General features: G+C 49.7%; 22 protein-coding genes. 8 read left to right on the top strand and 14 right to left on the bottom strand.

The annotated features are described in order from the left end of the window. The first annotated feature begins 13 nt into the window (after positions 1 to 13). Positions 14 to 892 (top strand): EamA family transporter RarD, encoded by an 879-nt coding sequence (gene rarD, locus NSP04_RS13780; protein ID WP_257512934.1) that lies wholly within the window; start codon positions 14 to 16, stop codon positions 890 to 892. Here rarD and NSP04_RS13775 read toward each other — a convergent pair. Beyond that, positions 889 to 1,809 (bottom strand): LysR family transcriptional regulator, encoded by a 921-nt coding sequence (locus NSP04_RS13775; protein WP_257512933.1) that lies wholly within the window; start codon positions 1,807 to 1,809, stop codon positions 889 to 891. The genes rarD and NSP04_RS13775 overlap by 4 nt on opposite strands. Positions 1,810 to 1,932: 123 nt before the next feature. On the opposite strand from NSP04_RS13775, the gene NSP04_RS13770 reads away from it, so the two are divergent. Together NSP04_RS13770 and NSP04_RS13765 are read left to right on the top strand one after the other, a co-directional pair. Continuing rightward, positions 1,933 to 3,063 (top strand): alkene reductase, encoded by a 1,131-nt coding sequence (locus NSP04_RS13770; protein ID WP_257512932.1) that lies wholly within the window; start codon positions 1,933 to 1,935, stop codon positions 3,061 to 3,063. A 67-nt stretch (positions 3,064 to 3,130) separates the two neighbouring features. Next, a complete protein-coding gene (locus NSP04_RS13765) occupies positions 3,131 to 3,448 on the top strand; it encodes a nucleotide pyrophosphohydrolase (RefSeq protein WP_257512931.1) in 318 nt (105 codons plus the stop codon). A gap of 16 nt (positions 3,449 to 3,464) precedes the next feature. Here NSP04_RS13765 and NSP04_RS13760 read toward each other — a convergent pair whose 3' ends face one another. From NSP04_RS13760 to NSP04_RS13750, 3 genes are read right to left on the bottom strand one after another with little or no spacing between them, the layout of a single operon-like run. Continuing rightward, complete coding sequence (locus NSP04_RS13760) at positions 3,465 to 4,523, bottom strand: serine endopeptidase (protein ID WP_257512930.1); 1,059 nt, start codon at positions 4,521 to 4,523, stop codon at positions 3,465 to 3,467. 16 nt (positions 4,524 to 4,539) lie between these two features. Next, positions 4,540 to 5,376 (bottom strand): S-formylglutathione hydrolase, encoded by an 837-nt coding sequence (gene fghA, locus NSP04_RS13755; RefSeq protein ID WP_257512929.1) that lies wholly within the window; start codon positions 5,374 to 5,376, stop codon positions 4,540 to 4,542. Between the two features lies 1 nt (position 5,377). Then, on the bottom strand, positions 5,378 to 6,487 hold the full coding sequence (locus tag NSP04_RS13750; RefSeq protein WP_257513150.1) for an S-(hydroxymethyl)glutathione dehydrogenase/class III alcohol dehydrogenase: 1,110 nt from the start codon (positions 6,485 to 6,487) through the stop codon (positions 5,378 to 5,380). Between the two features lie 130 nt (positions 6,488 to 6,617). Here NSP04_RS13750 and NSP04_RS13745 point away from each other — a divergent pair, with 130 nt between their 5' ends. Continuing rightward, the gene (locus tag NSP04_RS13745) at positions 6,618 to 7,199 is read left to right on the top strand and encodes a sigma-70 family RNA polymerase sigma factor (protein WP_257512928.1); all 582 of its coding nucleotides are present in this window, start codon (positions 6,618 to 6,620) and stop codon (positions 7,197 to 7,199) included. Beyond that, positions 7,196 to 7,831 (top strand): NrsF family protein, encoded by a 636-nt coding sequence (locus tag NSP04_RS13740; RefSeq protein ID WP_257512927.1) that lies wholly within the window; start codon positions 7,196 to 7,198, stop codon positions 7,829 to 7,831. Before NSP04_RS13745 ends, NSP04_RS13740 begins: the two co-directional genes overlap by 4 nt. Before the next feature lie 4 nt (positions 7,832 to 7,835). On the opposite strand, the gene NSP04_RS13735 is transcribed toward NSP04_RS13740, so the two are convergent. The 8 genes from NSP04_RS13735 to NSP04_RS13700 all read right to left on the bottom strand — a co-directional run bounded on the left by NSP04_RS13735 (position 7,836) and on the right by NSP04_RS13700 (position 18,708). Beyond that, entirely contained in the window at positions 7,836 to 8,486 is a 651-nt protein-coding gene (locus NSP04_RS13735) for a 2OG-Fe(II) oxygenase (RefSeq protein ID WP_257512926.1), read from the bottom strand. Positions 8,487 to 8,555: 69 nt separating this feature from the next. Continuing rightward, the gene (locus NSP04_RS13730; RefSeq protein WP_257512925.1) at positions 8,556 to 9,482 is read right to left on the bottom strand and encodes a chemotaxis protein CheW; all 927 of its coding nucleotides are present in this window, start codon (positions 9,480 to 9,482) and stop codon (positions 8,556 to 8,558) included. 104 nt (positions 9,483 to 9,586) lie between these two features. Then, the gene (locus tag NSP04_RS13725) at positions 9,587 to 10,477 is read right to left on the bottom strand and encodes a hypothetical protein (RefSeq protein WP_257512924.1); all 891 of its coding nucleotides are present in this window, start codon (positions 10,475 to 10,477) and stop codon (positions 9,587 to 9,589) included. Positions 10,478 to 10,594: 117 nt separating this feature from the next. Further along, positions 10,595 to 11,566 (bottom strand): M14 family metallopeptidase, encoded by a 972-nt coding sequence (locus NSP04_RS13720; protein ID WP_257512923.1) that lies wholly within the window; start codon positions 11,564 to 11,566, stop codon positions 10,595 to 10,597. A 114-nt stretch (positions 11,567 to 11,680) separates the two neighbouring features. Further along, positions 11,681 to 14,047: an efflux RND transporter permease subunit gene (locus NSP04_RS13715; RefSeq protein ID WP_257512922.1), complete on the bottom strand. Its 2,367-nt coding sequence runs from the start codon at positions 14,045 to 14,047 to the stop codon at positions 11,681 to 11,683. Between the two features lie 14 nt (positions 14,048 to 14,061). After that, the gene (locus NSP04_RS13710) at positions 14,062 to 15,222 is read right to left on the bottom strand and encodes a WD40/YVTN/BNR-like repeat-containing protein (RefSeq protein WP_257512921.1); all 1,161 of its coding nucleotides are present in this window, start codon (positions 15,220 to 15,222) and stop codon (positions 14,062 to 14,064) included. Positions 15,223 to 15,327: 105 nt separating this feature from the next. Next, on the bottom strand, positions 15,328 to 16,671 hold the full coding sequence (locus NSP04_RS13705; protein WP_257512920.1) for a DUF1329 domain-containing protein: 1,344 nt from the start codon (positions 16,669 to 16,671) through the stop codon (positions 15,328 to 15,330). Positions 16,672 to 16,725: 54 nt separating this feature from the next. Next, entirely contained in the window at positions 16,726 to 18,708 is a 1,983-nt protein-coding gene (locus tag NSP04_RS13700; RefSeq protein ID WP_257512919.1) for a DUF1302 domain-containing protein, read from the bottom strand. Between the two features lie 186 nt (positions 18,709 to 18,894). On the opposite strand from NSP04_RS13700, the gene NSP04_RS13695 reads away from it, so the two are divergent. Further along, positions 18,895 to 19,863 carry a methylated-DNA--[protein]-cysteine S-methyltransferase gene (locus tag NSP04_RS13695; protein ID WP_257512918.1) on the top strand — a complete coding sequence of 323 codons (969 nt, stop codon included), beginning with the start codon at positions 18,895 to 18,897 and terminating at the stop codon, positions 19,861 to 19,863. A gap of 18 nt (positions 19,864 to 19,881) precedes the next feature. On the opposite strand, the gene NSP04_RS13690 is transcribed toward NSP04_RS13695, so the two are convergent. Together NSP04_RS13690 and NSP04_RS13685 are read right to left on the bottom strand one after the other, a co-directional pair. Then, entirely contained in the window at positions 19,882 to 20,553 is a 672-nt protein-coding gene (locus tag NSP04_RS13690; protein WP_257512917.1) for a hypothetical protein, read from the bottom strand. Between the two features lie 143 nt (positions 20,554 to 20,696). Further along, on the bottom strand, positions 20,697 to 21,758 hold the full coding sequence (locus tag NSP04_RS13685; protein ID WP_257512916.1) for an SDR family oxidoreductase: 1,062 nt from the start codon (positions 21,756 to 21,758) through the stop codon (positions 20,697 to 20,699). 85 nt (positions 21,759 to 21,843) lie between these two features. Between NSP04_RS13685 and NSP04_RS13680 the strand changes: the two genes are divergently transcribed. Further along, a complete protein-coding gene (locus NSP04_RS13680; protein WP_257512915.1) occupies positions 21,844 to 22,770 on the top strand; it encodes an alpha/beta hydrolase in 927 nt (308 codons plus the stop codon). 96 nt (positions 22,771 to 22,866) lie between these two features. Beyond that, entirely contained in the window at positions 22,867 to 24,126 is a 1,260-nt protein-coding gene (locus NSP04_RS13675) for a serine hydrolase domain-containing protein (protein ID WP_257512914.1), read from the top strand. The last annotated feature ends 103 nt before the right edge of the window (positions 24,127 to 24,229 follow it).

The following is a 24,229-nucleotide window of genomic DNA, read 5'->3' as shown; positions in this document are numbered from 1 at the left end:
AGCCACCCCAATCATGCTTAAAGGCATTTCACTGTCAGTTCTGGCCTCCATTCTTTTCGGTGCCATGTACTACTACACCACCTTGCTGGCCCCATTAAATGGCGAAGAAATATTTGGCTGGCGCATGTTGCTGACCCTTCCAGCGATGAGTATTTTTCTATTTTGGGCCGGCGATTGGAATTTAATTAAACCCATCGCCCAACGCTTGAAAACTGAATGGAAAATGTGGCTGGCTCTTCCGTTTTCATCGCTGCTGTTAGGAATACAGCTGTGGCTGTTTTTATGGGCACCTTTGCATGGGCATGCAATGAATGTGTCGCTGGGCTATTTCATGATGCCGCTGATCATGGTGCTGATTGGCCGCTTTCATTACAAAGACACTTTAAGCGCCTGGCAGAAAGGCGCTGTGTTACTCGCAATACTGGGCGTGGTCAATGCGCTTGTTCAGGCGGGTGGGTTTTCATGGACGTCGCTGCTGGTATGCCTAGGCTACCCCTATTACTTCGTGCTGCGATCCATATTCAAAACCGACAACTTGGGTGGCTTGTGGTTTGACATGGTGTTGATGTTGCCAGTTGCCTTGTATTTTGCTTTTGCGGGCCAAGGACTCAGCGAAATGGCAAGCCTCGATAACGGCCTACCACTCTTGATTTTAATACTTGGTATTTTGAGTGCATCTGCCTTGGTGGCTTATGTATTGGCCAGCAAAATGCTGCCCTTTAGTTTGTTCGGCCTGTTGGGCTATGTGGAGCCGGTGTTGCTGGTCGTGGTTGCTTTTCTGATCGGTGAAAGTATTGCAAAACAGGAATGGCCAACCTACATTGCCATTTGGCTGGCACTGGCTTTGTTGGCAGCAGAAGGCCTAACGAAGTGGATGCAGCAACGCACTTAAACAGAGCGAATCACTGTTGCCAAGTCCGGATCCTGATTAAATGCATCAGTGAAGAATTCCACAAAGCTATTGATCTTGATAGAGGGACGCCGTTCCGGTTGATACACCACGTTCAAGGGTAATGTGCTGGGTTTGTAATCTTTCAAAACGGTTTGCACAGTGCCCTCCCGAATATCGCGTCCGTAAATCCAAGTCGGTGAATAACAAATTCCCAGCCCTTCCAGTACCCCCTGGCGAATGGCTTCAGAACTATTCGACTGAAAGTTACTGCCCACACGCACGGTGATTGCCTTGTCTTTCAAGCCAAAAAAAGTCCATTCATTGAAGTTATTAATACCGGTGTACAGCAAGCAGTTGTGGTGGGCCAAGTCGTCGGGCTTCTGTGGTGTGCCACGACTTGTCAGGTAACTGCTGGAAACGATGACAGCTCTGGACACTGAACCAATACGCCGTGCAATCAGGCGACTGTCTTTGAGTTCACCCACCCGGAACGTCACATCAATGCCTGCAGCCACCAGGTCCACAAAGCTGTCATCAAGCTGCAGGTCGATTCGCATTTTTGGGTAGCGCGCATAAAAGGCGGCCAGGCGCGGCACAATATGCATGCGCCCAAACGCAACGGGTGCTGCAACGCGCAACAAACCACTGACTTCATGTTCGGCGCGATGCACTTCAATGCGTGCTTCTTCAAGCGTGTCCAATACCTGCCTGCATCGCTGGTAGTACAAGCGCCCTGCTTCAGTCAATGAATGGCTTCGGGTTGAGCGCACCAGCAGCAACACACCGACATCGGCCTCCAAGGCTTGTACTTGTTTGCTGATGGCTGATTGTGTGGTGTGTGCCTGCCTGGCCACCGCCGAGAAGTTGCCTGTTTCAACCACCCGCACAAAGGTTTCCATTAACCGCAATCTATCCATAGAACGCCTGAATCACTCATTCCTACAGGGAATAGATACTATACCAACTGTTCCGTAGATCTTAGTGATTTGTGTGCGCATAATGTGCAGCATTGCACTGCAACACAAGAGGAAGACTGAACAATGAATGCACCCACCCCACACACGAACGAACAAATTGAGAGTGTTGAAGATTTGAAGCTTTTTCAAGCAGGCAAAATCGGCAGCATTGAGGTAAAGAACCGAATTGTGATGGCACCGTTGACTCGCTGCCGCTCGGATGAAGCCGCAGGTGACATTCCTGGCAGCGAAATGAATATTGAATATTACCTTCAACGCGCCAACGCGGGTTTGATCATCAGCGAAGGCACGCAAGTGGCGCCCGCTGGCAAAGGCTACATGGCCACACCGGGCATTTATTCTGATGCGCAAGTGGAAGGCTGGAAAGCAATCACCAAGGCAGTTCATGAGGCGGGCAGCAAGATCATCGCCCAGATTTGGCATGTGGGTCGAATTACCCACCCGGAATTAACTGGCGGTCCACACCCGATTGCCCCCTCACCGATCAAGCCCAATGTGGTGGCTTACACCCACAAAGGCAAAGTGGATGTACCGGTACCTCATGAACTTAGCACCGATGAAATCAAGGTGGTGGTTGAAGAATTCCGCAAAGGCGCAGCCAATGCAATGAAGGCGGGGTTCGACGGTGTGGAAATTCACGGTGCAAACGGTTATTTGGTCGACCAGTTTCTGCGTGACGGTGCCAACCAACGCACAGATCAATATGGCGGCTCGGTTGACAACCGTGCGAGGTTTGCACTTGAGGTGGTCGATGCAGTGATTGCAGAAATTGGTGCCGGAAAAGTGGGTATTCGTCTGTCGCCCGTAACACCGTTCAATGATTTGAGCGACAGCAATCCGCAAGCGGTGTTTGGGTATTTGATTGAAGAACTGAACAAGCGTGGCATTGGCTTTATTCACATGATCGAAGGCTCAACAGGTGGCGACCGCAATGTGCCTGGGTTCGACTATGCATGGGCACGCAGTACCTTCAAGGGAACCTACATGGTGAACAATGGCTACACGCGTGAAATGGCAATCAACGCGCTTGAAACAGGCGCAGCCGATGCAGTGTCGTTTGGACGTGCCTACATTTCCAATCCGGATTTGGTACAGCGCTTGAAGCTGAATGCCCCGCTGGCAGAAGGCAATCCGCAGACTTACTATGCGCCAGGCCCTGAGGGTTATATTGATTACCCGGCCCTTGACCAGTGAAAAATAATCGCTTGAATGACAAGAAGAACGCCAGCCACAAGCTGGCGTTTTTTGTTACGCTTTCGGCATGAGCAAAGACACCCTTACCAACATTCAAAACCAGCTTGTCGAGTTTTCCAAGGCACGCGACTGGGAAAAGTATCATTCACCCAAAAACCTGAGTATGGCTTTGTCAGTCGAAGTTGCAGAACTGGTCGAGCATTTTCAGTGGCTGACTGAGGAAGAATCTCGCAATATAAATGGGCAGAAGCTGAACGAGGTGAAGGAAGAAGTGGCCGATGTGCTGCTGTACCTGCTGCAAATTTGCAATCAACTGAATATCGACCCTGTGGATGCGGCTAAGCAAAAGCTGCTGAAGAACGCGGTGAAATATCCACCGCGTTGAATTTTCAACAATTGCACTAACCCTGTTGCGCTGGGCTGGCGAGTCCAGCCCCCGTACCACAGGCATGGCAGTATTTCGCGAATGTGCTTTTGCGGGTGCTGCAGCCACCGCATTTGTCGTGCAAGCCGATTCCGCAGTGCGGGCAAAAATCGATGGATGTGTCTTTCAAATCAACCGTGCGCTCGCAACCCGGGCAAATTCCTTTGGCCAAGCGTGCCAGCGCGGTGTCGTATTCAAGCACCTCGCGGCGTTTGGTTTCAGGTTGAGCTTCGGCCAAGCGTTGTTGTTCCAAATAGCGATTCAAGGCAAGTATCGCCTGCCGCCCAACCAGCACTGTAATTACAATACCCACGATGTAGCGAACATAGCCACCATAGCTTGGCAAGTACGGCACCAACTCCACAAAAAAAGCGAACAACGCAAAGTAGATGAAACCCCATACAAATGGCCAATATGTGCTTTGCCGCTTGGTTTTGTAGAGCCATCCTGCAGCGAGCAGCAAAGGCAAGGTCAAAGCCAATCGGTAAATGAATACGCGAAGTTCCTGACTTTGACGGGCGCTGTTGTACTCGCCCTGCGCGGCCTGCTCCAGTTCATTCAAGCGCAACTGGGCTTTGCGGTTGGCCTGTTGGGCATCCAGCAACAGCTTTTGTTGCATCTCAAGCTGTGCCAAGGCAACACGTTCCAGCGCTTGCAGGTTGTCCACGCGCTCGGTGCGCGCCACCAGTTCTTTGTCTTGATCGGGCAAAGCGGTGGCTTTGCGAGTGGCCACCCAGGCCATGAACTTTTCCCGCTCGGAATCGGTGTCGGCCTCAGCGGCGCTGTGTTTCAGGCGCGATTGCTCAAGCGCATCGCTGACCTCGCGTTCATTCAACTCTGTTTTGCGAATTTCATCCCGAACCGTTTTCAACTCGATCGGATCCATGAAATCTTCAAGTGTTTGCGTTTCCTCAATTTGGGGCAAATCGCCCACCAGCGTGCCGCCCAAGCCAATTAAAAACCAGGCAAACACCACCGCCACAGCCCACAGGCCACGGCGAAACCACTTTTCAGACAGGCGCAGCGATTTACTCAATGTTGTTCATTCCTGTTTATTTCAGGTACTTCGCATGGAACCGCAGGTGATCTTCGATGAATGTAGCAATAAAATAATAACTGTGGTCATAACCAGCGTGGTAGCGCACGTCCGCTGCGTAACCGGTTTCTTCTAATACAGCCTCCAGCAATTCGGTTTTCAATTGCGACTTCAAAAAATTGTCTGCCAAACCTTGATCCACCAACATGGGCAACTGGCTAGCACCAGCACGAATCAATTCGACCGCGTCATAACGTTTCCAGTTGGCTTGGTCTTCACCCAAGTACTGGCCCAAAGCCTTCTGCCCCCAGGGGCATTGAATCGGGCTTACGATTGGCGAGAAGGCACTGACCGAGGTGTATTGGCCGGGGTTATTCAATGCAATTGTCAATGCGCCGTGACCACCCATGGAGTGTCCGAAAATTGCACGCTTGTTGCTCACGGTCAACTGCGCTTCAATCAGCGCGGGCAATTCTTCAACAATGTAGCTGTACATGTTGTAGTTCGCATTCCACGGCACCTGTGTGGCATCCACATAAAAACCGGCACCCAAACCAAAATCATAGGCTTTGTCAGCGTCATCGGGGACGGCTTCCCCGCGCGGGCTGGTATCCGGCATCACGATAGCAACGCCCAATTGTGCAGCAACTCGCTGCGCACCTGCCTTGGTGGCAAAGTTTTGGTCGGTGCAGGTTAAGCCAGAAAGCCAATATGCCACCGGCACTTTTTGCCCATCCGCCGCTTGTGGCGGCAAGAATACGCTGAACTGCATGGTGCAATTCAGCGTTGTTGACTGATGTTCATACTGGTTTTGCAAGCCGCCAAAACATTGAACACTGCTGAGCATTTTCATATTAAAAGTGAATCACTGTGCGAATGGATTTGCCTTCATGCATCAGGTCAAAGGCCTCGTTGATGCGCTCAAGCGGCATGGTGTGGGTAATGAATGTGTCCAGATCAATTTCATCATTCATGAAACGGTTCACGTAGCCTGGCAATTCAGTGCGGCCTTTTACACCGCCAAATGCACTGCCCCGCCACACGCGACCCGTAACCAGCTGAAACGGACGGGTTGAAATTTCCTGCCCCGCACCGGCCACACCAATAATGACTGACTCGCCCCAACCCTTGTGGCAGCACTCCAGCGCAGCACGCATCACATTCACATTGCCAATACATTCAAACGAGAAATCGACTCCACCGTCAGTCATTTCAACAATCACTTCTTGAATTGGCTTGCTGTGGTCCTTCGGATTCACGAAATCTGTCGCGCCCAATTTCCTGGCAATTTCGAATTTATCGGCATTGATATCAATCGCAATAATGCGGCTGGCTTTGGCCTGTACCGCACCAATAATTGCGGCCAAACCAATGCCGCCCAAACCAAATACGGCTACAGTGTCGCCTTCCTTCACCTTGGCAGTGTTATGCACAGCGCCAATGCCGGTTGTTACGCCACAGCCCAGCAAACACACCTTTTCAAGCGGCGCTTTCGGATCAATTTTGGCAAGTGAAATTTCCGGCACCACGGTGTGCTCTGCAAATGTGGACGTTCCCATGTAATGGAAAATTGGTTTGCCATTTTTTGAAAAACGGGTTGTTCCGTCGGGCATCAAACCCTTGCCCTGGGTAGCGCGAATGGCTTGGCACAAGTTGGTTTTTCCTGAGGTGCAAAATTTGCAAACCCGGCATTCTGCGGTGTAAAGGGGAATCACATGGTCGCCCACGGCCAAGCTGGTAACACCCTCGCCGACGGCTTGTACAATGCCAGCACCCTCGTGGCCCAAAATGGCAGGAAAAATGCCTTCAGGATCGTCGCCAGACAGGGTGTAAGCATCAGTGTGGCACACACCCGTGGCCACTATGCGTACCAATACCTCGCCTTTCTGGGGTGGCATCAAGTCCACTTCTTCAATGGAAAGTGGTTGACCCGGCCCCCAGGCCACTGCAGCGCGTGTTTTCATGGATTGCATATTTGTTCCCCCAATGCTGGCGAGTAGTTAAAACGATCTTTATTATAGTGGCTCTCAGTTGGGTCACACTGCCACACCGGGCTCAACCAATTCAATTAAAAGAACATCGCTTTGTAACCAAATGACCGCGCCCAACGAATACAATTTTGTAGCTGCTACAGACGACTTCGAGCGAACTTTAAAACCGCTTTGGATGCGCGCGCAGGCTGGTGATGCATTGGCTTACCGTGATGCACTTGCCAAGGTCGCATTGCGCCTACGCCGCTTTTACGGACGGCGCCTTCAAGCGCTGCCCGACGAGGTCGAGGATCTGGTTCAGGAAACATTGCTGGCTTTGCATCTGCAGCGCGGCACTTACGATGATGCCCTGCCTGTCAGCAGCTGGATCTTCGCAATTGCGCGCCACAAGCTGGTTGATTTGTGGCGAAGACGGGGCCGGAAAGACAAACTGAATGATTCGCTGGACGAAATGACCGAAGATCAACACCCTGCCGCGCAGGAAGAATTTCCTTCGAAACGCGACTTGAGTGTATTGCTGGAACAACTGCCCGCAGTTCAAAGACAGGCAATCCTTATGACCAAAATTGAGGGACTTTCGTTGATTGAGGCATCTGAACAGAGTGGGATATCTGTTTCTGCGCTGAAGGTACAGGTACACCGCGGAATTAAACATTTGGCTGAGCTGGTCAGGGGTGAGGCATGAAAACAAACGAATTGATTGCCATGTTGAGCACGCAAGCGGGTCCGGCGCCGAAAATTTCTTTGGCATCGCGCCTGATCCCTGCGGGTATTGCTGGCGGCTTGTTGGCAGCGGCGATGGTGTTGAGTGTATTGGGTTTGATTCCCAGTGAAATGTTTTCCGAGCCTGGTCCCTGGATCAAGATTGCCTACGCGGGCACGCTGGCGTTTGGGGCGGCATGGCTACTCGCAAGGCTGGGCCGACCTGGTGCATCAGGCAAACAGGCCACAACTGCGCTGGTTGGTGCAGTGTCTATTATGGGTTTAGCCGGTGCAGCTTCTTATTTCGCCACCCCCGAGGTTGAACGAATGGAAGCACTGATGGGGCATTCGTGGCTGGTTTGTCCCTGGGCAATTTTGGGCTTGTCTTTGCCAGTTATGGTGGGTTCATTTTGGGCCATGAAAGGTTTTGCCCCAACTCGTCTAATTTCTGCTGGTATGGCTTGTGGCTTGTTTTCAGGCGCTGTGGCAGCTGTGGCTTACGCATTGGCTTGCACTGAACCAGCCGCGCCGTTTATTGCGATTTGGTACACCTTGGGCATTGCCTTGTGTGGTGCGGTGGGCGCGTTTTTGGGCCCCAGGCTGCTGAACTGGTAAGGTTCTATGCAGGAGGGTCTACGCGACCGCTTGTCGAAGTATTCACACGGTACCACCCTGCAATGCTGTAACGGTCACGCGTTGCGGGCAATACCTCGTGCGGAAAATCCTCGCTAAGAAACACGACCAAGGTGCCTGCTTGAGGCACGATGTTACACAGAGTTTGAACAGGCTGCGCATCTGAATACAACACCATTTCGCCACCCTCTTCCAAACGCCAATTCTCATTCAAATAAAGCACCACTGACAACACTCGGTTGGCCTGGCCTTTGAATGCATCCACATGGGTTTTGTAAAACGCACCTGGAGCGTAATGGGCAAAATGCGATTCAAACGAGAACAACCCCAACATCAAAGTTCGATTCAAATGTTGCTGCAGCTGCCCGGAAAACTTGAGCCATTCACCCTGCGCCCCAGTGCTGCTATCAATCCAGGCAATCGTATCTCGCCGAATGGCAGCATTTGAAATGTGCTGATCTGCCCGACCCACTCCGGCGGGTTTCAACTGACCCGATTGAAAAGTCAGCAAACTGGTCAATAGTGCTTCGGTCAACTCGACCGGCAGAGCACCAGTTTGTACGCTGTAGCCACAAGTTTTGATGTCGTTTGCAATCAAGTCAAACAAACGAGCAAACTTTACAGAGAAATCATCCACGCTGACCACCAAAAAATTCGCGCTACATCGCCTGGCAGCCAAGTGTAGCGCTTTCTGTTGTGCGCAGAATCAGGCGTGTGCTAAAAGCTGCCCGATGGCATTGGACAGCGAAGTGGAGTCGAACTTCTTCACGTAAATATTTACACCCGCTTCAACACCTCGGCGGGCATTTTCGTCGGAAGTCAACGATGAATACATGATGATTGGAATGTTTTTGAAACGTGGATCGCCCTTTAACTTACGGGTCAAGGTGCAACCATCCATAATGGGCATTTCCTCGTCAACCAGCACCAAAGAAACCTTTTTCTCTATAGGCACATCACCGATTTCCGCACTGGAAGCCAGGGCCAACAACTTTTGCTCAGCCTCGACTCCGTTGACGGCATGGCTGTGTTGCAGTCCCATCGTATCCAGTACTTCGCTTATTTTTCTGCGAGCAACAATTGAATCATCGACAAAGAAAACGGGGCCAGCCTGGTTCAGGTCAAATGCCGTGGCTACAGCGCCTGCATCTTTCTCCGGCAATACCCTGTGACAGACGCTTTCAATATCAACCAGTGAAACCAGATCGCCATTGCCAAGCATGACAACACCGAATACGGCACCCTGTTCGGAATCATAGTGTTGGGGGGGCTTTACCTCGGACCAAGGCACACGAATGATTTTGTCTACATTCGTAACTGCAAAGGCCACCGAACGCGATGCAAATTCTGAAATAATCAACTTGGTGTTAGGGTCCCCATTCGACATGCCTATTGCGTCACCCAATGCCACCACCGGAAGCACTTGACCACGCAGTGAAATGACACCGTTCATCGCACCTTGCTGACCGGGGATTTGAGTAACTTGGCTGATCTCCGTCACTTCTCGAATTTTAAAAACATTCAATCCAAAAGTTTCTGGTCCACCCAGTGAAAACAACAGGATTTCTATCATCTCGGCGGATGAATTGCCCTGTTTTGGTTCGTTGCTGTAGTTCATGCTGGAAACGGCCATGGTTTGATTCAGACTTCATTCTGAACCAAGTGCGACCAGATCAAATACTTAGGAAAGGGGATAAATGGGGTCTTTTACCGACTTAGATCAGCGAACACCCCTATCTAGGCGAAGGTGTTAAATAGCTCATTTTGCGGATTCGCCAGCAAAGGGCCCAGCTGCGGAAGCGCCAATGAACCGATCGGCTGACTGACTGAATCCAAGACACCATTAATCACCGTCGAAGATTCGCCGTAAAAGTCGATTGCCAAAATTGGATCAGAAACCGGGCTTAACTCCTCCAGACCTGTTGATTCCAGAAGGTTTGATAAAATTTCGCGCGGCACTCCTGCCAGATTGTCTTGCAAACCAGATCGAATAACCTGCCCCAAGTCGCTACCTGTAGACTCGAGAAATTCGCGAACAGAACTCTGCCTGCTCCCATCAAACGTGTTTTCAAATTCAGACTGCGACTCTTTCGCTCTCTCGATTGCCTCTGCGAGAATGTCGAGCAAGGAAAATGCCTCACGTTCGGACCCTGCAGAATCTGATGCAGCGGTTGCAGCGAAAGGAGTCTCCAAGACTCCTCCGAGTGATTGAGTTGGGGCACTGTCTAAAAAAGATTCAAAACTTTCATAGCGAGACAACAATTCAGCATCAAACGTTGAAGGCTGTTGAGTCGCAGGCAAAAAATTAGCCAGCTCATCTGGCGAACTGAACTGCGCCACGTTGGAAGCCAATTTTGTCGTCGGTTCAGAAACGGCAGATAGTCCAGGCGCAGGCGCGGTGATTACCTCAATATTTTGCCGCATTGTGGACGCAATGTTTGTCCAAGGAGAGGGGTCAATGAATTGCGAAGTGAATTCAGTGTGGGCATGCCACGATTGCAGCCCAACTGCACTGTATGCATCAGCAGTGGCTCCGCCAAGCAATGCGATGGACTGACCAACACGGTCTGCGTTGTAAATGCTGTTTGTAAAACCACTCATTTTTTTAGTTGCCTTTGACCAAGTCACTATTTGATCAAAAGCGGATACAGACCTCAATCCGAAAAGTGATATTTTTCAATTACTTATTTGTAGTCATTTGATGACTCTTTTAGGAAAAATTACCTATAAAGCTCAGAAACAATGCTAATTGGATACAGCAATGTAGAACCATTCTTGCCCGGCCTGAGACAATGTATTGGGAAAAACGATGAAACCATCTTGGCTTGCACGTACCTCGTCGCCAGTTTTTCGAACGCCAATCAACTCGCCCTTGTGGACCGAATCAAAACTGGACCAGGCCTTTGCGAACTGATCCTCAACATGCACTTTGTCAATGACTTCGACCAAGCTCAAGTGCTGATAATTTTCAACGGCTGGAATAGGCATGCCTTCCAACAAACCTAGATGAACCAAAGTGTTGTCAATGGCCTGATAGGCCACGACGGGCCCATTCGCATCGTCATGCTGGCCACATTCCAAAGTAACCGCATAACCACCGCTAGAGCGCATGCACTCAGTGGTACCCATGCCGTAGCGGGGGTCTGTGTTCAAACCTTCGCCAGACTGTCCCGTACTTTTCAACAAGGCAACGCGATTGGCTACACCTTTTGCATAGGTGTCCAGCCAGCCATCGACGAACCGCGTTACACCCAAGCGCAAAGCCAGGCCACGCTCAGCATCTTCATGCTCAAATTTTTCAAGTTCACTGTTGTTATTCTTGGGGCCAAACAAGGCAAAGGGTACATCACCTTTTTGAAAGCTGTGAATGTCCAGGAGCACGTCGTGCGCGGCCAATAGCGGGCACAGCCAGTTGGCCACATGGTCTTCAAAATCAACTGGATTGTTCGTAGCAGTCAAATTGCGGTTCAGATTTCTGTCTCCATTTCGCTGCTTTCGGTTGTAGGCCAAAGGGTTGGTGATCGGAACGAACGTGACCTGCCCTTTTTGCAAAAGGCGCGTGCCCGATTCAAACTCAGCAATCATTTTAAGAATGGCTTTGCTGCCTGAAACCTCGTTGCCATGCACTGCGCCCAACACGATCAACTTTGGACCTGGCTTCAAAGCGGTGAATGTAACCGACTTGAACTGCAAGGCATGGGGCATGGCTGGAAGCATTGGAAACTGCATGGTAAATGATTAGAGTGATCAATGATTCGAGGAGATTAACACAAACCCACAGGCTAAAAAAAAGGGCAGCCATGGCCGCCCTTCAGATCGTGACAACACCTTTTATCGGCCGGGGCCCTCAACAGAAGGACCAAACCGTTTCTTCAAATCACCGAATGCAAACAAGCGCACCAGTGCAGGAATCAGGATAACCGCACCCACCATGTTCCACAGGAACATGAAGGCCAGCAGCATGCCCATGTCAGCCTGGAATTTGATTGCAGAGAACGCCCAAGTAAACACACCCAGCGCCAAGGTCACTGCCGTCAATGCCACAGCCACACCGGTCGATCTCAAGGTTTCGAAGTATGCGTCTTTGAAATTCAACCCTTTCGACAGGAAACTTTCCAGGCGGTTATAAATGTAAATGCCATAATCCACACCAATACCCACACCCAAGGCAATCACCGGCAGCGTAGCCACTTTGATACCCAGGTTGAGCTGCACCATAATCACCTTACACAACACTTCGGTGATGAACAATGGAATCATGATGGCCAACATCACGCGGAAGCTCTTGAATTCCCACCACACCAAGGCACCCACAATGCCGTACACCAACAACAACATTGTTTTCTGGGCTTGCTCCACCACAATGTTGGTGGCCGCTTCGATACCGCTGTTGCCTGCAGCCAAAATAAACTTGGCATCCGCAGAATCATTCTCAGCGGCGAAGGCCTGAACCTTGGCCACGACACGCTCCAGTGTTTCCGCTTTGTGATCCGACAAAAACAAAATAACTGGCGTCATTGAACACTCAGAGTTGTATAAAGTAGTGGGAATATTTTTGTGCGCCCCGTTGGAAATAAAACGGTCACGAGAAATCGCCAGCCATTTTGGATTTCCACCGTTGAAACCCGCGATGATGTTCTTCATGACAGTGAACAGCGAGACGGTTCCCTCGACGCCAGGCGTGTTTTCCATGTCCCATTGGAAACGGTCAACAACAGAGGCAACCGGATATGCGCCACATTCGCCAGCAGGTGTTTCTACCATCACCACAAACACATCGGAACTGGTTGAGTAATTTTCAACCAGAAACTTCACATCCTGGTTGTAGCGGGAATCGGGACGCAGCTCCGGTGCACCTGGGTCCAGGTCACCGATCTTGATGTCTGCCGATGCAAACAAACCCGCCACAAGAATCAAACCCGCCACAGCACTTACGCTGTAGGCCACTTTTTTCTCGGTTAAGCGGGAAAGCAAATGCGACACGGTGTGTTTGCTGGCCTCCTGCTTGGCGACTTGCCTGAGACCGCTTTCTGTCACGTCGGTGTAGCTCATCAACACGGGCAACAAAAACATTTTGGTGAAAATAATCACAGCCACACCAATCGATGCACTAATCGCCAATTCGCGGATCACACCAATTTCAATCACCAGCAACGTTGAAAAACCAACCGCATCGGCCAACAATGCCACGGAACCGGGAATGAACAACAAATGGAAAGTGGCTTTCGATGCGTCTATTTTGTTGGCACCGTGATATCGCTCTGCTGCCATAGTGCGTACGTTTTGAATCGCGTGACTCACACCGATCGCGAAGGTAAGGAATGGCACCAAGATGGAATACGGGTCCAAGCCAAACCCCAACAGGCTAACCGAGCCCAGATGCCAAATAACGGCCAGTGAACAGCAAAAAATCGTTGCGGCCGTGCTTTTCCAGCATCGGGAATACCACAACAGCAAAATAACTGTGAGCACAAAAGTGATGGCGAAAAAACCCGCAATGTCTTTCGCGCCTTCAATCAGATCCCCCACCACTTTCGCAAAACCTGTGATGTGAATGGAAATGTCATCACTTTGGTATTTGTCTCGCACCACTTCTTCGATGCGTTCGGACAACTTCCCGTAGCTCAGTTTTTCGCCGGTGTCAGGGTCCACCTCCAACAACGGCGCCAGAATGATCGCAGAACGCTGATCATTGGACACCAAGGAACCAATGCGCCCGGAGCGCTCAACGTTGGCCTTTACTGCCTCAATCTGTTCTGGCGAACCAGAGAATCCCTGACCAATCACAGGCCCCATTCTCAAGCCTTCCTCGGTGACTTGGCGCCACATGACGTTGGGAGTCCAAATGGAGCTTAAGTTACCCCTGTCCACGCCGGGTATATAAAACACTTCATCCGTGATCAAACGCAGCTTTTCAAGAAACTCAGCCTCGTAAATCGTGCCATTTTTATTGTGCACGGCAATGCGCAACACATTGCCCAACGGTCGAAGCTCATTTTCGTAGTTCAGGTAATTCGCAATAAAAGGGTGTGTCACCGGCACCATCTTTTCAAACGATGCGTCAGGCTTCAGCTGCACAGCATGGTAAGCAAAGAACACCGACAACACCGCGAACACAGCGATCACCAGTTTTCTGTGACCAAATAAAATCGATTCAAAAAAACGCTCAACCTTGCCCAATTCTTCTTGATTACTCATGACGATTCTTCCAGTTAGCGTGGCAGCTCAAGGGTTCTAGGGCCATTCTGCCCGCTCAATACCAGTGTGTTTTTCACCAAGGCCATGCCGGTAACCGGCTTACCCTCCGTGGCGTAGATCATTTTCAGGACGGTCCCGGTTTCATCGGTACTTACCAGTCGACCTTTTTGATCAACCAACAAAGCGGTTCTCCCCACGGTAATCCCTTGCACATAACTTTCTTTGCTGGGGCTTTTCAACTGCCACCATTGCTGTGCACCTGCTCCCAGGCGATATACGTTGCCACCGAAGCCATATGCGAAAATATTTGGGGCCCCGGTCTCATTGCGAGTCACCACTGTGCCGTAAAAATGACCGTTGTATCCTGAATCTGATCGGGTCCAGGTGGCACCAAAATCATTGGACATGTACACGCGTCCCGCTTCGCCTGCGATTAGCAACAATCCAGTTTCATCGCCATACAAACCGTTGTAATGACGAAAATCAGGATTGTCCAAACGATCAGCAATCAAAGTCCAGTTGGTGCCACCATCGTTGGTCTCAAAGATTTGACCGTAGCTACCAACAACCCAGCCAGTGTTTGCGTTTTTAAACCACACATCGAGCATTGGGCGTGCGGGGCCAAATCGTGCACCGGCCTCGGCGTCTTCAAATGCGAAAGTTGCCGTCTCCAGAGCTTCATTCAACCTGTCTTGCTCTTCGGGGTTGGCTGCGTCATAACGCCCTTGCATGTCTTCCATTTTCTTCTTGGCTGCGGCAACCACTTGTTCGTTGGCTTTAATACCATCAAACACCTTCACCCAACTTGCACCGGCATCCGTCGACTTCAGCACCACACCATCATGACCCACCACAAAAGCCAGGGTGTCGTTCACAAACACAACACCGGTCAGGTTCACCGACACCGGTACCTTGGCCTGGGTCCACACCTTGTTTTCATTGTCGGTAACACCTTGTGCTGCATCACCCGCAGCAAAATCGCGCTTCAAAATGATTCCGCGCTCACCCACCATCAATACATTGCTGCCCTGTGAAGTTGCATTCAACAACAACGCCTTCGCCGCTTTGGGTGCTTGGGTTGCGGGTAGGTCAAGTGGATCTTTAAAGGCATAACTGACTTGACTTACACTCAGTCCAACAACAAACAAAACCGCATGCAACAGTGGCTTTTTCATGCCATCTCCAATTTAAAAAACCCAGAGAAGCGATTTCTCTGGGTCACAAACAATTCAAATCCCGGGGTCAGGTACCCACAACTTACCCAATCTCCCGAGACAAACTCACCTTCCCATGCGACGCAATGCTGCGGTTGAGAAATCAGCATTCGTATACTTTTTTCCAAACTCGACCGGTTTTTCTTCATTGGTCAAAGCATTCACCAAATAGCGGCGCGCTTGCAGGTCGTAAATTACTTCTCCTGCAGGACCAAACGCGGGTGCATCGTACAATTGCACGCCATAAACCTCGCGAACTCGCCACAAGCCACCGCGGGCGTCATACTGGTCTGCATGCAACACAGCCCATGAATCTTCATCAATGAAGAACACGCGTTTGGAGTAAATATGGCGCGCACCGGGTTTCAAGGTTGCTTCCACAACCCAGACACGATGTAGCTCATAACGCAACAAATCCGGATTTACGTGATTTGTTTGAATAATGTCCTTGTACTTCAGCGCCTTGCTGGTCAATTTGTAGTTGTTGTAAGGCACATACATTTCCTTCTTGCCAATCAGCTTCCAGTTGTATCGGTCTGGCGCACCATTAAAGCCGTTAAAGTCATCGTTCGTGCGCAGGCCATCCGCGCCGATACCCGGTGAATCGTAGGCCAATTCAGGCGCGCGAATAACACGACGTTGACCCGGGTTGTATTGCCAAGCAAGACGAGGTTCCTGAACCTGATTCAAGGGCTCATGCACCAGGGCCACTTCACCTGCGGCATTGGCTGGTGCAGTGGTTTGGTTTAGATAATAGAAAATTCGATTGGGCTCAGGATCTGCCATGAACGAAGCATAAGAAATGGTTTCCGTTCGCTTGCCCACGGTGAAGCTGCCATTGGTCTGAACCGGAAAGTCCGCAGAATAGCGGGTGATTGATCCACCCAAATCACGCATTAGGTGATTCCAGATCACTTGAATTCCATCGGTGGGTATCGGAAACGGCACATTCGATTTTTTCAAGTTCAAAATGCCATTGCCACCCTCAGCCAATTTAATACCAGCCGCCTCATCTTTGGCAAACTTGTAAACATCAGCGCGGTATGCCGCAGTCCGTTGTGTGGGGTACACATTTATTTTGTAGCTTGGGTAGCGCTTCATCATCTCCATTTGACCTGGCGCCAACTTGTCTTTGTGCTCGGCCATGTTGGCCGCAGTAATGGTCAATGTGGGCTTGTCAGCTGCAAATGGATCCACGTAGCCTTTGGCAGGATCAAAACCAGCGGGTGGTTTGGTGAGCCCACCCTTCCACTCAGGAATGGTACCAGCCGCATTGCCCGCCTTCTCAGCGCCGATTGGTGTCAGCGAAGTACCCAGCTTTGAAACATCCACGGCATACGCGGGCGCTGCAACGGCGGTACCCAGCAAGGCCAACGAAAAGGCCACTTGCCTGATTTTGATCACTTTCATTTCAACAATCTCCTAAAAACAAACCTTGAATAGCTCACCTTTTTATTCCAACCTTTATAGGTTGGCGCCCACTACCAAAGACAGGAAGTCACGGTCCTTGAATGGGTCAAAATATGCTTTGTCATTGAACATGCTGTAATTCATCTCAGCAAAATATTTAGCCGACTGCATTTCAGCGCGCACGCCCAAGCCCAAGTTCATACGGTCCTCAAGAAACACGCCGTCGGCTGAATAACCCTTGAAGTCATGCGAGAAGAAAATTCGAGGAGCCAAAGTTATACCGAATAATGCATCAGGATATGTGGCAACAGAAAGCACACGATAACCAAATGCCGTTTCAGTCGCATAGCCATCCACCGCGCAGTTGCGTGGGTTGGGGTTAACACCGGCAGTGCACTCACCATAAGACTGGTGGGCACCTGCGCCGAACGCTGGAGAGCGTCCAAAGCGCTCTTCAGTGAATGGATTGCCAATACCGCGCCACATTTGCGCACCGAACTCACCGACGATCGCAACTTGACTTGCACCCAATCGACGGGGGAACAAAGTGATTGTTGAGACCTGCGCCTGAATTTTGTCCAACGGCTTGTAGCCCTGCAACACAGAACCCACAGGAAACTGGGCGGGATCACCAAAGCGACCTAGAGGACCATCACCAGTTGCCCCGCCCTTCAACAAGTCAGCTGTGTTGTAACTCGCCGGATAATCCTTTGTGTAACTAATTTCACCAAATACCGAATAACCAAACAATTCTGTGGCTGCGGAAAGACCCAGTACCTGAATGTTTTCTTTGCTGTAATCAAAGAAATAAGACAGTGGGTTAACAATGTCCTGACCCGCCACAGCCAAACCATTAAAAACCGAATTGTCGATATTGGACGGTGTTTTAACCAAACTCAGAGCGGGAATTCGTTGGTGATAATTTACAAAATAAGCACCGAACTCTGTCCCAATTTCACCCGCATAATAACGTGCTGCCAAACCCGCCTGTCCACTGTCTTTAGGGCGACCATCGGCCAATTGGGCCATCCGGAAATTCAGTTGCGAAACATCCAGTGGAAGACCTGTCAAACCTGAAAGAACTCCCAAACCTGGCAGATTGGATAAACCTGCCAGCAAAGATGTATCAATCGGAATACCACCTGCGTTGATGGTGCCACCACCCGAAAAAGTCTGCTGGTCGTTGTATCCGGTGAAATCAATGTCCGCGCCCCCCAAGCTCAATACACCTGGATTAATCGGTGCCCCTTGAAGGTTACAATTTAGTAGATCTGCCTGCGAGAAAAATGTACCGCAACCATCGGCAACTACTTTCTCGTGATTGAGCTGTACAAACCCTTCCAGAGAGAGCGCCTCGGTCGCTTGCAAATTGCCGTAAATTTGCGGGATTGGCAGGAAGACTTCTTTGAGCTGGGCACCTGGGCGACGCAATGCCGCCGAGTCAAAGTTGGAATACTGATTCACACCACCCAATACAAACAGCGCCTCGCCCCAAGTTACAACTTGGTTACCCACCTTCATTGTCAGCGGTTTACCCAAAGGTTCGAAATCACCGAAGACATACGCATCAAGAAATTGAGCATCCTCAAACTTGGTACCCTTGTCGAACCCATCGTCGTTTAATGGCTCGTTCGGGCGAAACCCGTTGTTCGATGAGCCATGAGGCACCTTGTTGCTTCGATTGTGAAAATCAGAAAAAGCCTTGGCGCGTATGAAAACGCCGTAATTGTCTTTCTTCAGTTCCAACTCACCCACAGCCTTGGCCACAGCATTGAATACATCACCCTTGCCATAGTTCAGGTTTCCATCGTCAACTGTACCACTGGAAGCGTTACCACCATTGCCAATAAATATCAGGGATTTGTCAGCATCTTTGGTCCGCATCGACGCACCCACTGTCACTTCCATGGCCCACCGGCCTTCAATACCGACCGGGCCTTCAAATGATCCAGCCGCGTTAGAAATACAGTGCATTGATGCCAGTGCAACAAGGATAGATAATTTCAGCGTGGAATTCTTGGGTAGAAAACCGATCATGTATGTCTCCTCAGGGCCGTGTGGGCCTCTTGAATAGATAGTGCGGCCAATAAGCCAGAATGTATATTTGTAACCCCTCTTACTAAGACACACTCGGTTTAGATTCACAAATCGAACAATACCCACAAGATATAGAAAAGCACCAGCAAAAATGGATGTAACTTGTGAGTAAATTTCGACTTTACTTTGCTCTATTCAGACATTTTTCGCAAGAAACAGATTGCAGCAATACGCCGTAAGAAACACACTGACAATCTGAATAACTACCAGAACATCGACTTGAATACATCAAGACCACACGCCCACTATCAACTTGTAGAAACTGCGATTCACCTGCTGGAGCGGCGCTCACTTTCCAAGAACATCAGTGCATCAAGTAACGAACCGTCATTGGCTGAACTCGCAAAATTAATGGGTATGTCTCCCAGCCATCTTCAACGAGTGTTCAAAGAATGGGCTGGAATTAGCCCCAAACAGTTTTTTCAGTGCCTTCAAAAAGATCACGCACGCAAGCTGCTTTTGGCCGGCAACTCAAGTCTTAACACCACCATGGAAATGGGCTATCCAAGTTCAAGCAAACTTCATCAGTTGATGGTTAAGTTTGAGGCGCTCACACCCGGAGAAATCAAGCGTCAGGGCGAGGGCATCACATTTCGAATTGGCAGGGGAAGCAGCCCATTTGGCGAAGTTTTTGTTTGCTTAACTTCCAAAGGCATTAACAGCCTGGAATTTCAAACTGAGTCACTCGGCTACTTAGAATGGCTAAAAGGACTATCTCAGATCTACCCAAAAGCACAATTCCAGGAATCAGACCGAGAGGTACAAACAATAATTGACATCACTTTCCACGAAATCGAGATGCCCACTGGCGCCTTGTCCTTGCAAGTCCATGGCACTGCATTTCAGTTACAAGTGTGGCAAGCTCTGCTCCATTTGCCGCACGGTCAATTGACAAGCTATCAGCAGTTGGCTAACGCAATTGGCAAACCCTCGGCAAGCCGGGCAGTGGGCAGCGCAGTTGCTAAAAACCCCATCGCCTTCTTAATTCCCTGCCATCGTGTTATTAAGGCCACAGGCGATTTGGGCCAGTACCGATGGAACAGCGAACGAAAAAAAGCCCTGCACATTTGGGAGCAGGGCTTGAAGTTAAGATAACTTGCGGCATAAGAAGATTTAGGTCATTCGAAGATTGTAAGCATCTCCTTCCTGCGCCCAGACGTACCAGGCTGGAACCTCTGTGCTTTGATATTGCGGATCGTGGTTCTCGTACCCATTCGCATACAAGAACTCCGTAAATTCGTTCAAAGTCCAAGGAGTCGGCGATGCGACCATCGCAGCGACAGCTTCAAAAAACAGCGCTTGTTTTTCTGGAGGCTTGTGCATCGCTGAATTGCCAAGTGCAGTTAACTCCGCGCCAGACCAGCGCTCGCGTCCACCCAACATATCAATCACATTTGGGTCACTCAAATCATAAATCAAAGGGTAACGTTGCTGACTTGGATCGCCCGTCAGATAATAAGAGAAATTAGGCCCGGTGCCGTTTGGCTGACCATTTCCATTTACCAAGAACCTTGGGGGAGTCGAGTCGTTCGGATCCATATAACTTTCAATTAAAGCACCCCATTGGAACGCCCCCATACTCGAACCGGCGCTCGAACCGGCGTTTAATGACCTCGGCGAATAGCCACTATCAACTGCTGACGCGTTTGTAGCGACCTCGCCACCATAGTTAACCGTTGGACAATAGCCTCCGGCGTAAAATGCTGCAAGATCACCGCAAGAGTTATCTTGTTTATTTTTCGATGGTCGACAAGCATCAATTGCTTCGATTGGATTACATGCCATGATCAGATTCCTCAAGTTACTAAGCCAACGCTAAGCAGCCTAAAACATTGGTTTTTAAAAAACTCCATGTAACTTAAGTAAAGAAACAAGAAAACAAGTTCACTTTTTCGAAAAACATGTTCAAAAATCATCACTTGATGTTTTCAACGCTTCTTCAGCAAACCGTCATCAATCATCTGCGCAAAGTGGTCGCACAGGGTTTCAGTCAAAGGACGATATTTAACACCCAAGCCACTTGTTGATCTGCTGCTGTCAAAAAGCAATGCATAACCCACATTTTTCTCAATGAACTCGCGGCTGACACCCGCCGCAATGGGCGCTACCAATTTCACCAAAAATTTGGGCAGTTGTTTTTTCGGCAAGGGGTATTTTGGGAATCTCGCACGCAAAATTGTCGCCATTTGTAGCAGGCTTGCAGTGTGAGCAGACAAAATGTAACGCCCCTGAGCCTTGGCGTTAAAACCAGCAAGAATGTGAGCTCTCGCAACTTCCCTTACATCAACAATACCAAATTCCAGCATGGGCACACCCGTACGCTGGCGGCCGCTACCCAAGTCACGCATCACGTCAATGCTGGTTGATTGGGTCTGCGTGGTCAAAGAAGGGCCCATTACCAGACTTGGATTAATTGTTACCAAATCCCAACCCGACTGATTCTTGCAAATTTCCCAAGCCTTCCGCTCGGCCATTACCTTGGAGTAAGAATAAGGCTGATGGTTTTCACTACTCGTGTTGTTCCACAATTGCTCAGTAAACACCCCACCAGGCGCCTTCAAAATTTCCACTGCGTCTCCGTAAATCGAGGCAACTGAACTGGTTAAAACCACCCTTCTTACAGTCTGCACCGCATTGCAGCAATTCAGGACATTCGCTGTTCCCTCCACAGCCGGGCGAATTAAAGCAGCATGTGGATCGGTAAACCCTTTGATTACGAATGGCGATGCCGTGTGAATCACCAGCTCACAGCCTTCAATCGCCGCCTTAAAGCTGCCTGGCTTGATCAAATCCGCATCGAACAGTTTTAATGTGCCCTTCGCTCCTTCAGCACGCTTCCATAGATGTGCCACCGAACCGGCTTTGCTGGAATCTCGAACTGTGGCATGAACCGTAAAGCCCTCTTCCAACAGATATTTCACGATCCAGCTAGCAATGTAACCTGATGCCCCTGTGACGCACACCGGCTTGTTCAATTCAATTGTTGCCATCATCCTCATCCTGTCTTCAAATTGTGTTTAATATTAGGTATTGGTTTTTAACAGTGCACATCACGCACACCCACTGTAGCATTTCATGAAATCAGCAAATCGTCTTCTTCGCACACTTAAAGTAATCCCTTTGATCTTGCTAGGTGGCTGCTCCGCACTGCAAGTGGTCAATTCGGTTTCCAAAATCTACACCGCAGAGGTCAAGGAAAACATTGTATTTGGCACCCATCCCAAATTGAAATATGACCTTTACTTGCCCGACACCGCCAATCAGGAATTCGACACCACACCGGTGATTGTGTTTTTTTATGGTGGAAGCTGGAATCGTGGGGACAAGTCTGAATACGAATTTGTGGGGAGGCGCTTGGCTTCTATGGGCTACATCACCGCCGTGCCCAATTACCGTCTGTACCCCGAAGTCAAATATCCCGACTTTCTGGAAGATGGTGCCCAAAGTATCGCCAACTTGCGCACCGAGCTGGCCAAATCTGAATATCAACAATACAAACCGGCAACACAGTATATTTTGATGGGCCACAGTGCCGGTGCATACAATGCCGCAATGCTAGCTCTTGACCCTCGATGGTTAACTACCGTCGGTGTCGATCACACAGCCAGCGTGAAAGGACTTATCGGTTTGGCTGGAGCGTATAACATTTATCCCATCAAAGACACCGACGTTCAGCCTGTCTTTAACCATCCAGATTATCCACCTCAATCGCAACCCATCGATTACACCAAACGCGCCAATGCGCCCACGCTGCTTTTGGCGCCCGAAACCGATACCTTGGTCAGCATTGAACGCAACACTGAAACTCTACACAAAGCACTAGATGCGGCGGGCAATGACTCCACTACGCAAACCATTGAAGGAACGGACCACGTCACTTTGATCGGCACACTGTCCCCTTTGTTATTTTTCAAAGGCAGTACCGCGAAACCCATAGAGGAATTCATTCGCAAACTACACTCAACCACTATTCCCGAAACCGCCAGCTCGAACGGCAGCTAGAGACTTCGCCCTAAATTCTCGATTGACCAAGCCTTTGGCTTGGAATGATACTTAGTAGTTACACAAATACTAATTACTACGAGACAAGTCACTCCTATGTTCAAAAAAACAAACACCATCTCCGTTCCGAAGAACGTGGGATCGGTTACCCATGTCGACACCAAAGCAGAAATCAGTCCCTACGACGTCAGCATGACTCGAGACAATGTCGAGGCAATCTGGAACAGCGTTGAAAGCTTTTACCGAACCGGTCTGCAGCCAGGAATGACGATGGTGGTCCGCAGGCAGGGTGAAGTTGTTTTAAAGCGATCGATAGGCCACGCACGTGGCAATCCCCCACCCAACCACCCAGATCAAGACACCGATCAGGTAGTAATGACACCTGATACACCGATTTGTTTGTTCTCTGCATCAAAAGCCATCACGGCTATGCTTGTTCACAAGCTACAAGAACTGGGCAAACTGAATTTGAATGACACTGTGGGAACATACATTCCTGAATTTGCCTGCAACGGCAAAGAAAACATAACCATCGCTCAAGTGCTTTCACATCGGGCAGGTGTTCCGCAAATACCAATCAGTAATCCTCACCCTTCACTCCTGTTCAAGTGGGACAGTGTGATCGACTTAATCAATTCCGGTTATACCAAGCGCGGTGATGGTAGCCAACAGGCGTACCACGCAATCGTGGGTGGATACATTTTAGGTGAACTTGTTCAAAGAATTACTGGAGTCAGCATTGAGGAAAATTTGGCCCGATTCATAGCAAAGCCTTTGGGCGCAAAATACCTGACGTACGGCCTAGAAAAACAACACCAGCAGACCGCTGCATACAACTACAGCACTGGTGCTACCCCGGTCTTTCCCATCAACATATTGGCCAAGCGTGCCTTGAACATTGATTTTGAAAAAATCGCAAGTATTTCGAATACAGGTGGCTTCATGGATGCAAGTATTCCCGCCGGAAATATTTACGGCACAGCAGATGAAGTTTGCCGTTTTTATCAAATGATGCTGGACGATGGCGAATTCAATGGCAAACAGTTGTTCAATCCAGAAACCATTAAATTGGCCACCCGTCCCGCAGGGCCGTTAACCATTGACCAAACGTTGATGATTCCGATTCGATTTTCAACTGGCTTTATGTTGGGCGAAAGCGTCTTTTCGCTGTTTGGTGTAAAAGCAGCCAAGGCTTATGGGCACCTCGGACTCATTAATATAGTGACCTGGGCTGACCCAGCTCGAGACATTTCAGTGGCGTTTCTCAATACAGGCAAATCATTGGACCCAAGATCAGTGCCTGCACTCGGCAAAGTCTTGGTTTCAGTAAGCTCAAACTGCAGCATCTTGAAATAATCGAGGTCTGAGCGTCTAAATAAAAAAGCCAGCTTATAAAGCTGGCATTTTTATTGGCTTGATATTTTGATTGGTGCAAATAAAAAACCCCGCCTCTGAATGG

The organism is Limnobacter parvus (assembly GCF_024623725.1).
Lineage (GTDB): Bacteria > Pseudomonadota > Gammaproteobacteria > Burkholderiales > Burkholderiaceae_B > Limnobacter > Limnobacter parvus.
The sequence above is the reverse complement of the archived record's forward strand: the minus strand, read 5'-3'. Positions and strand labels throughout refer to the sequence as shown.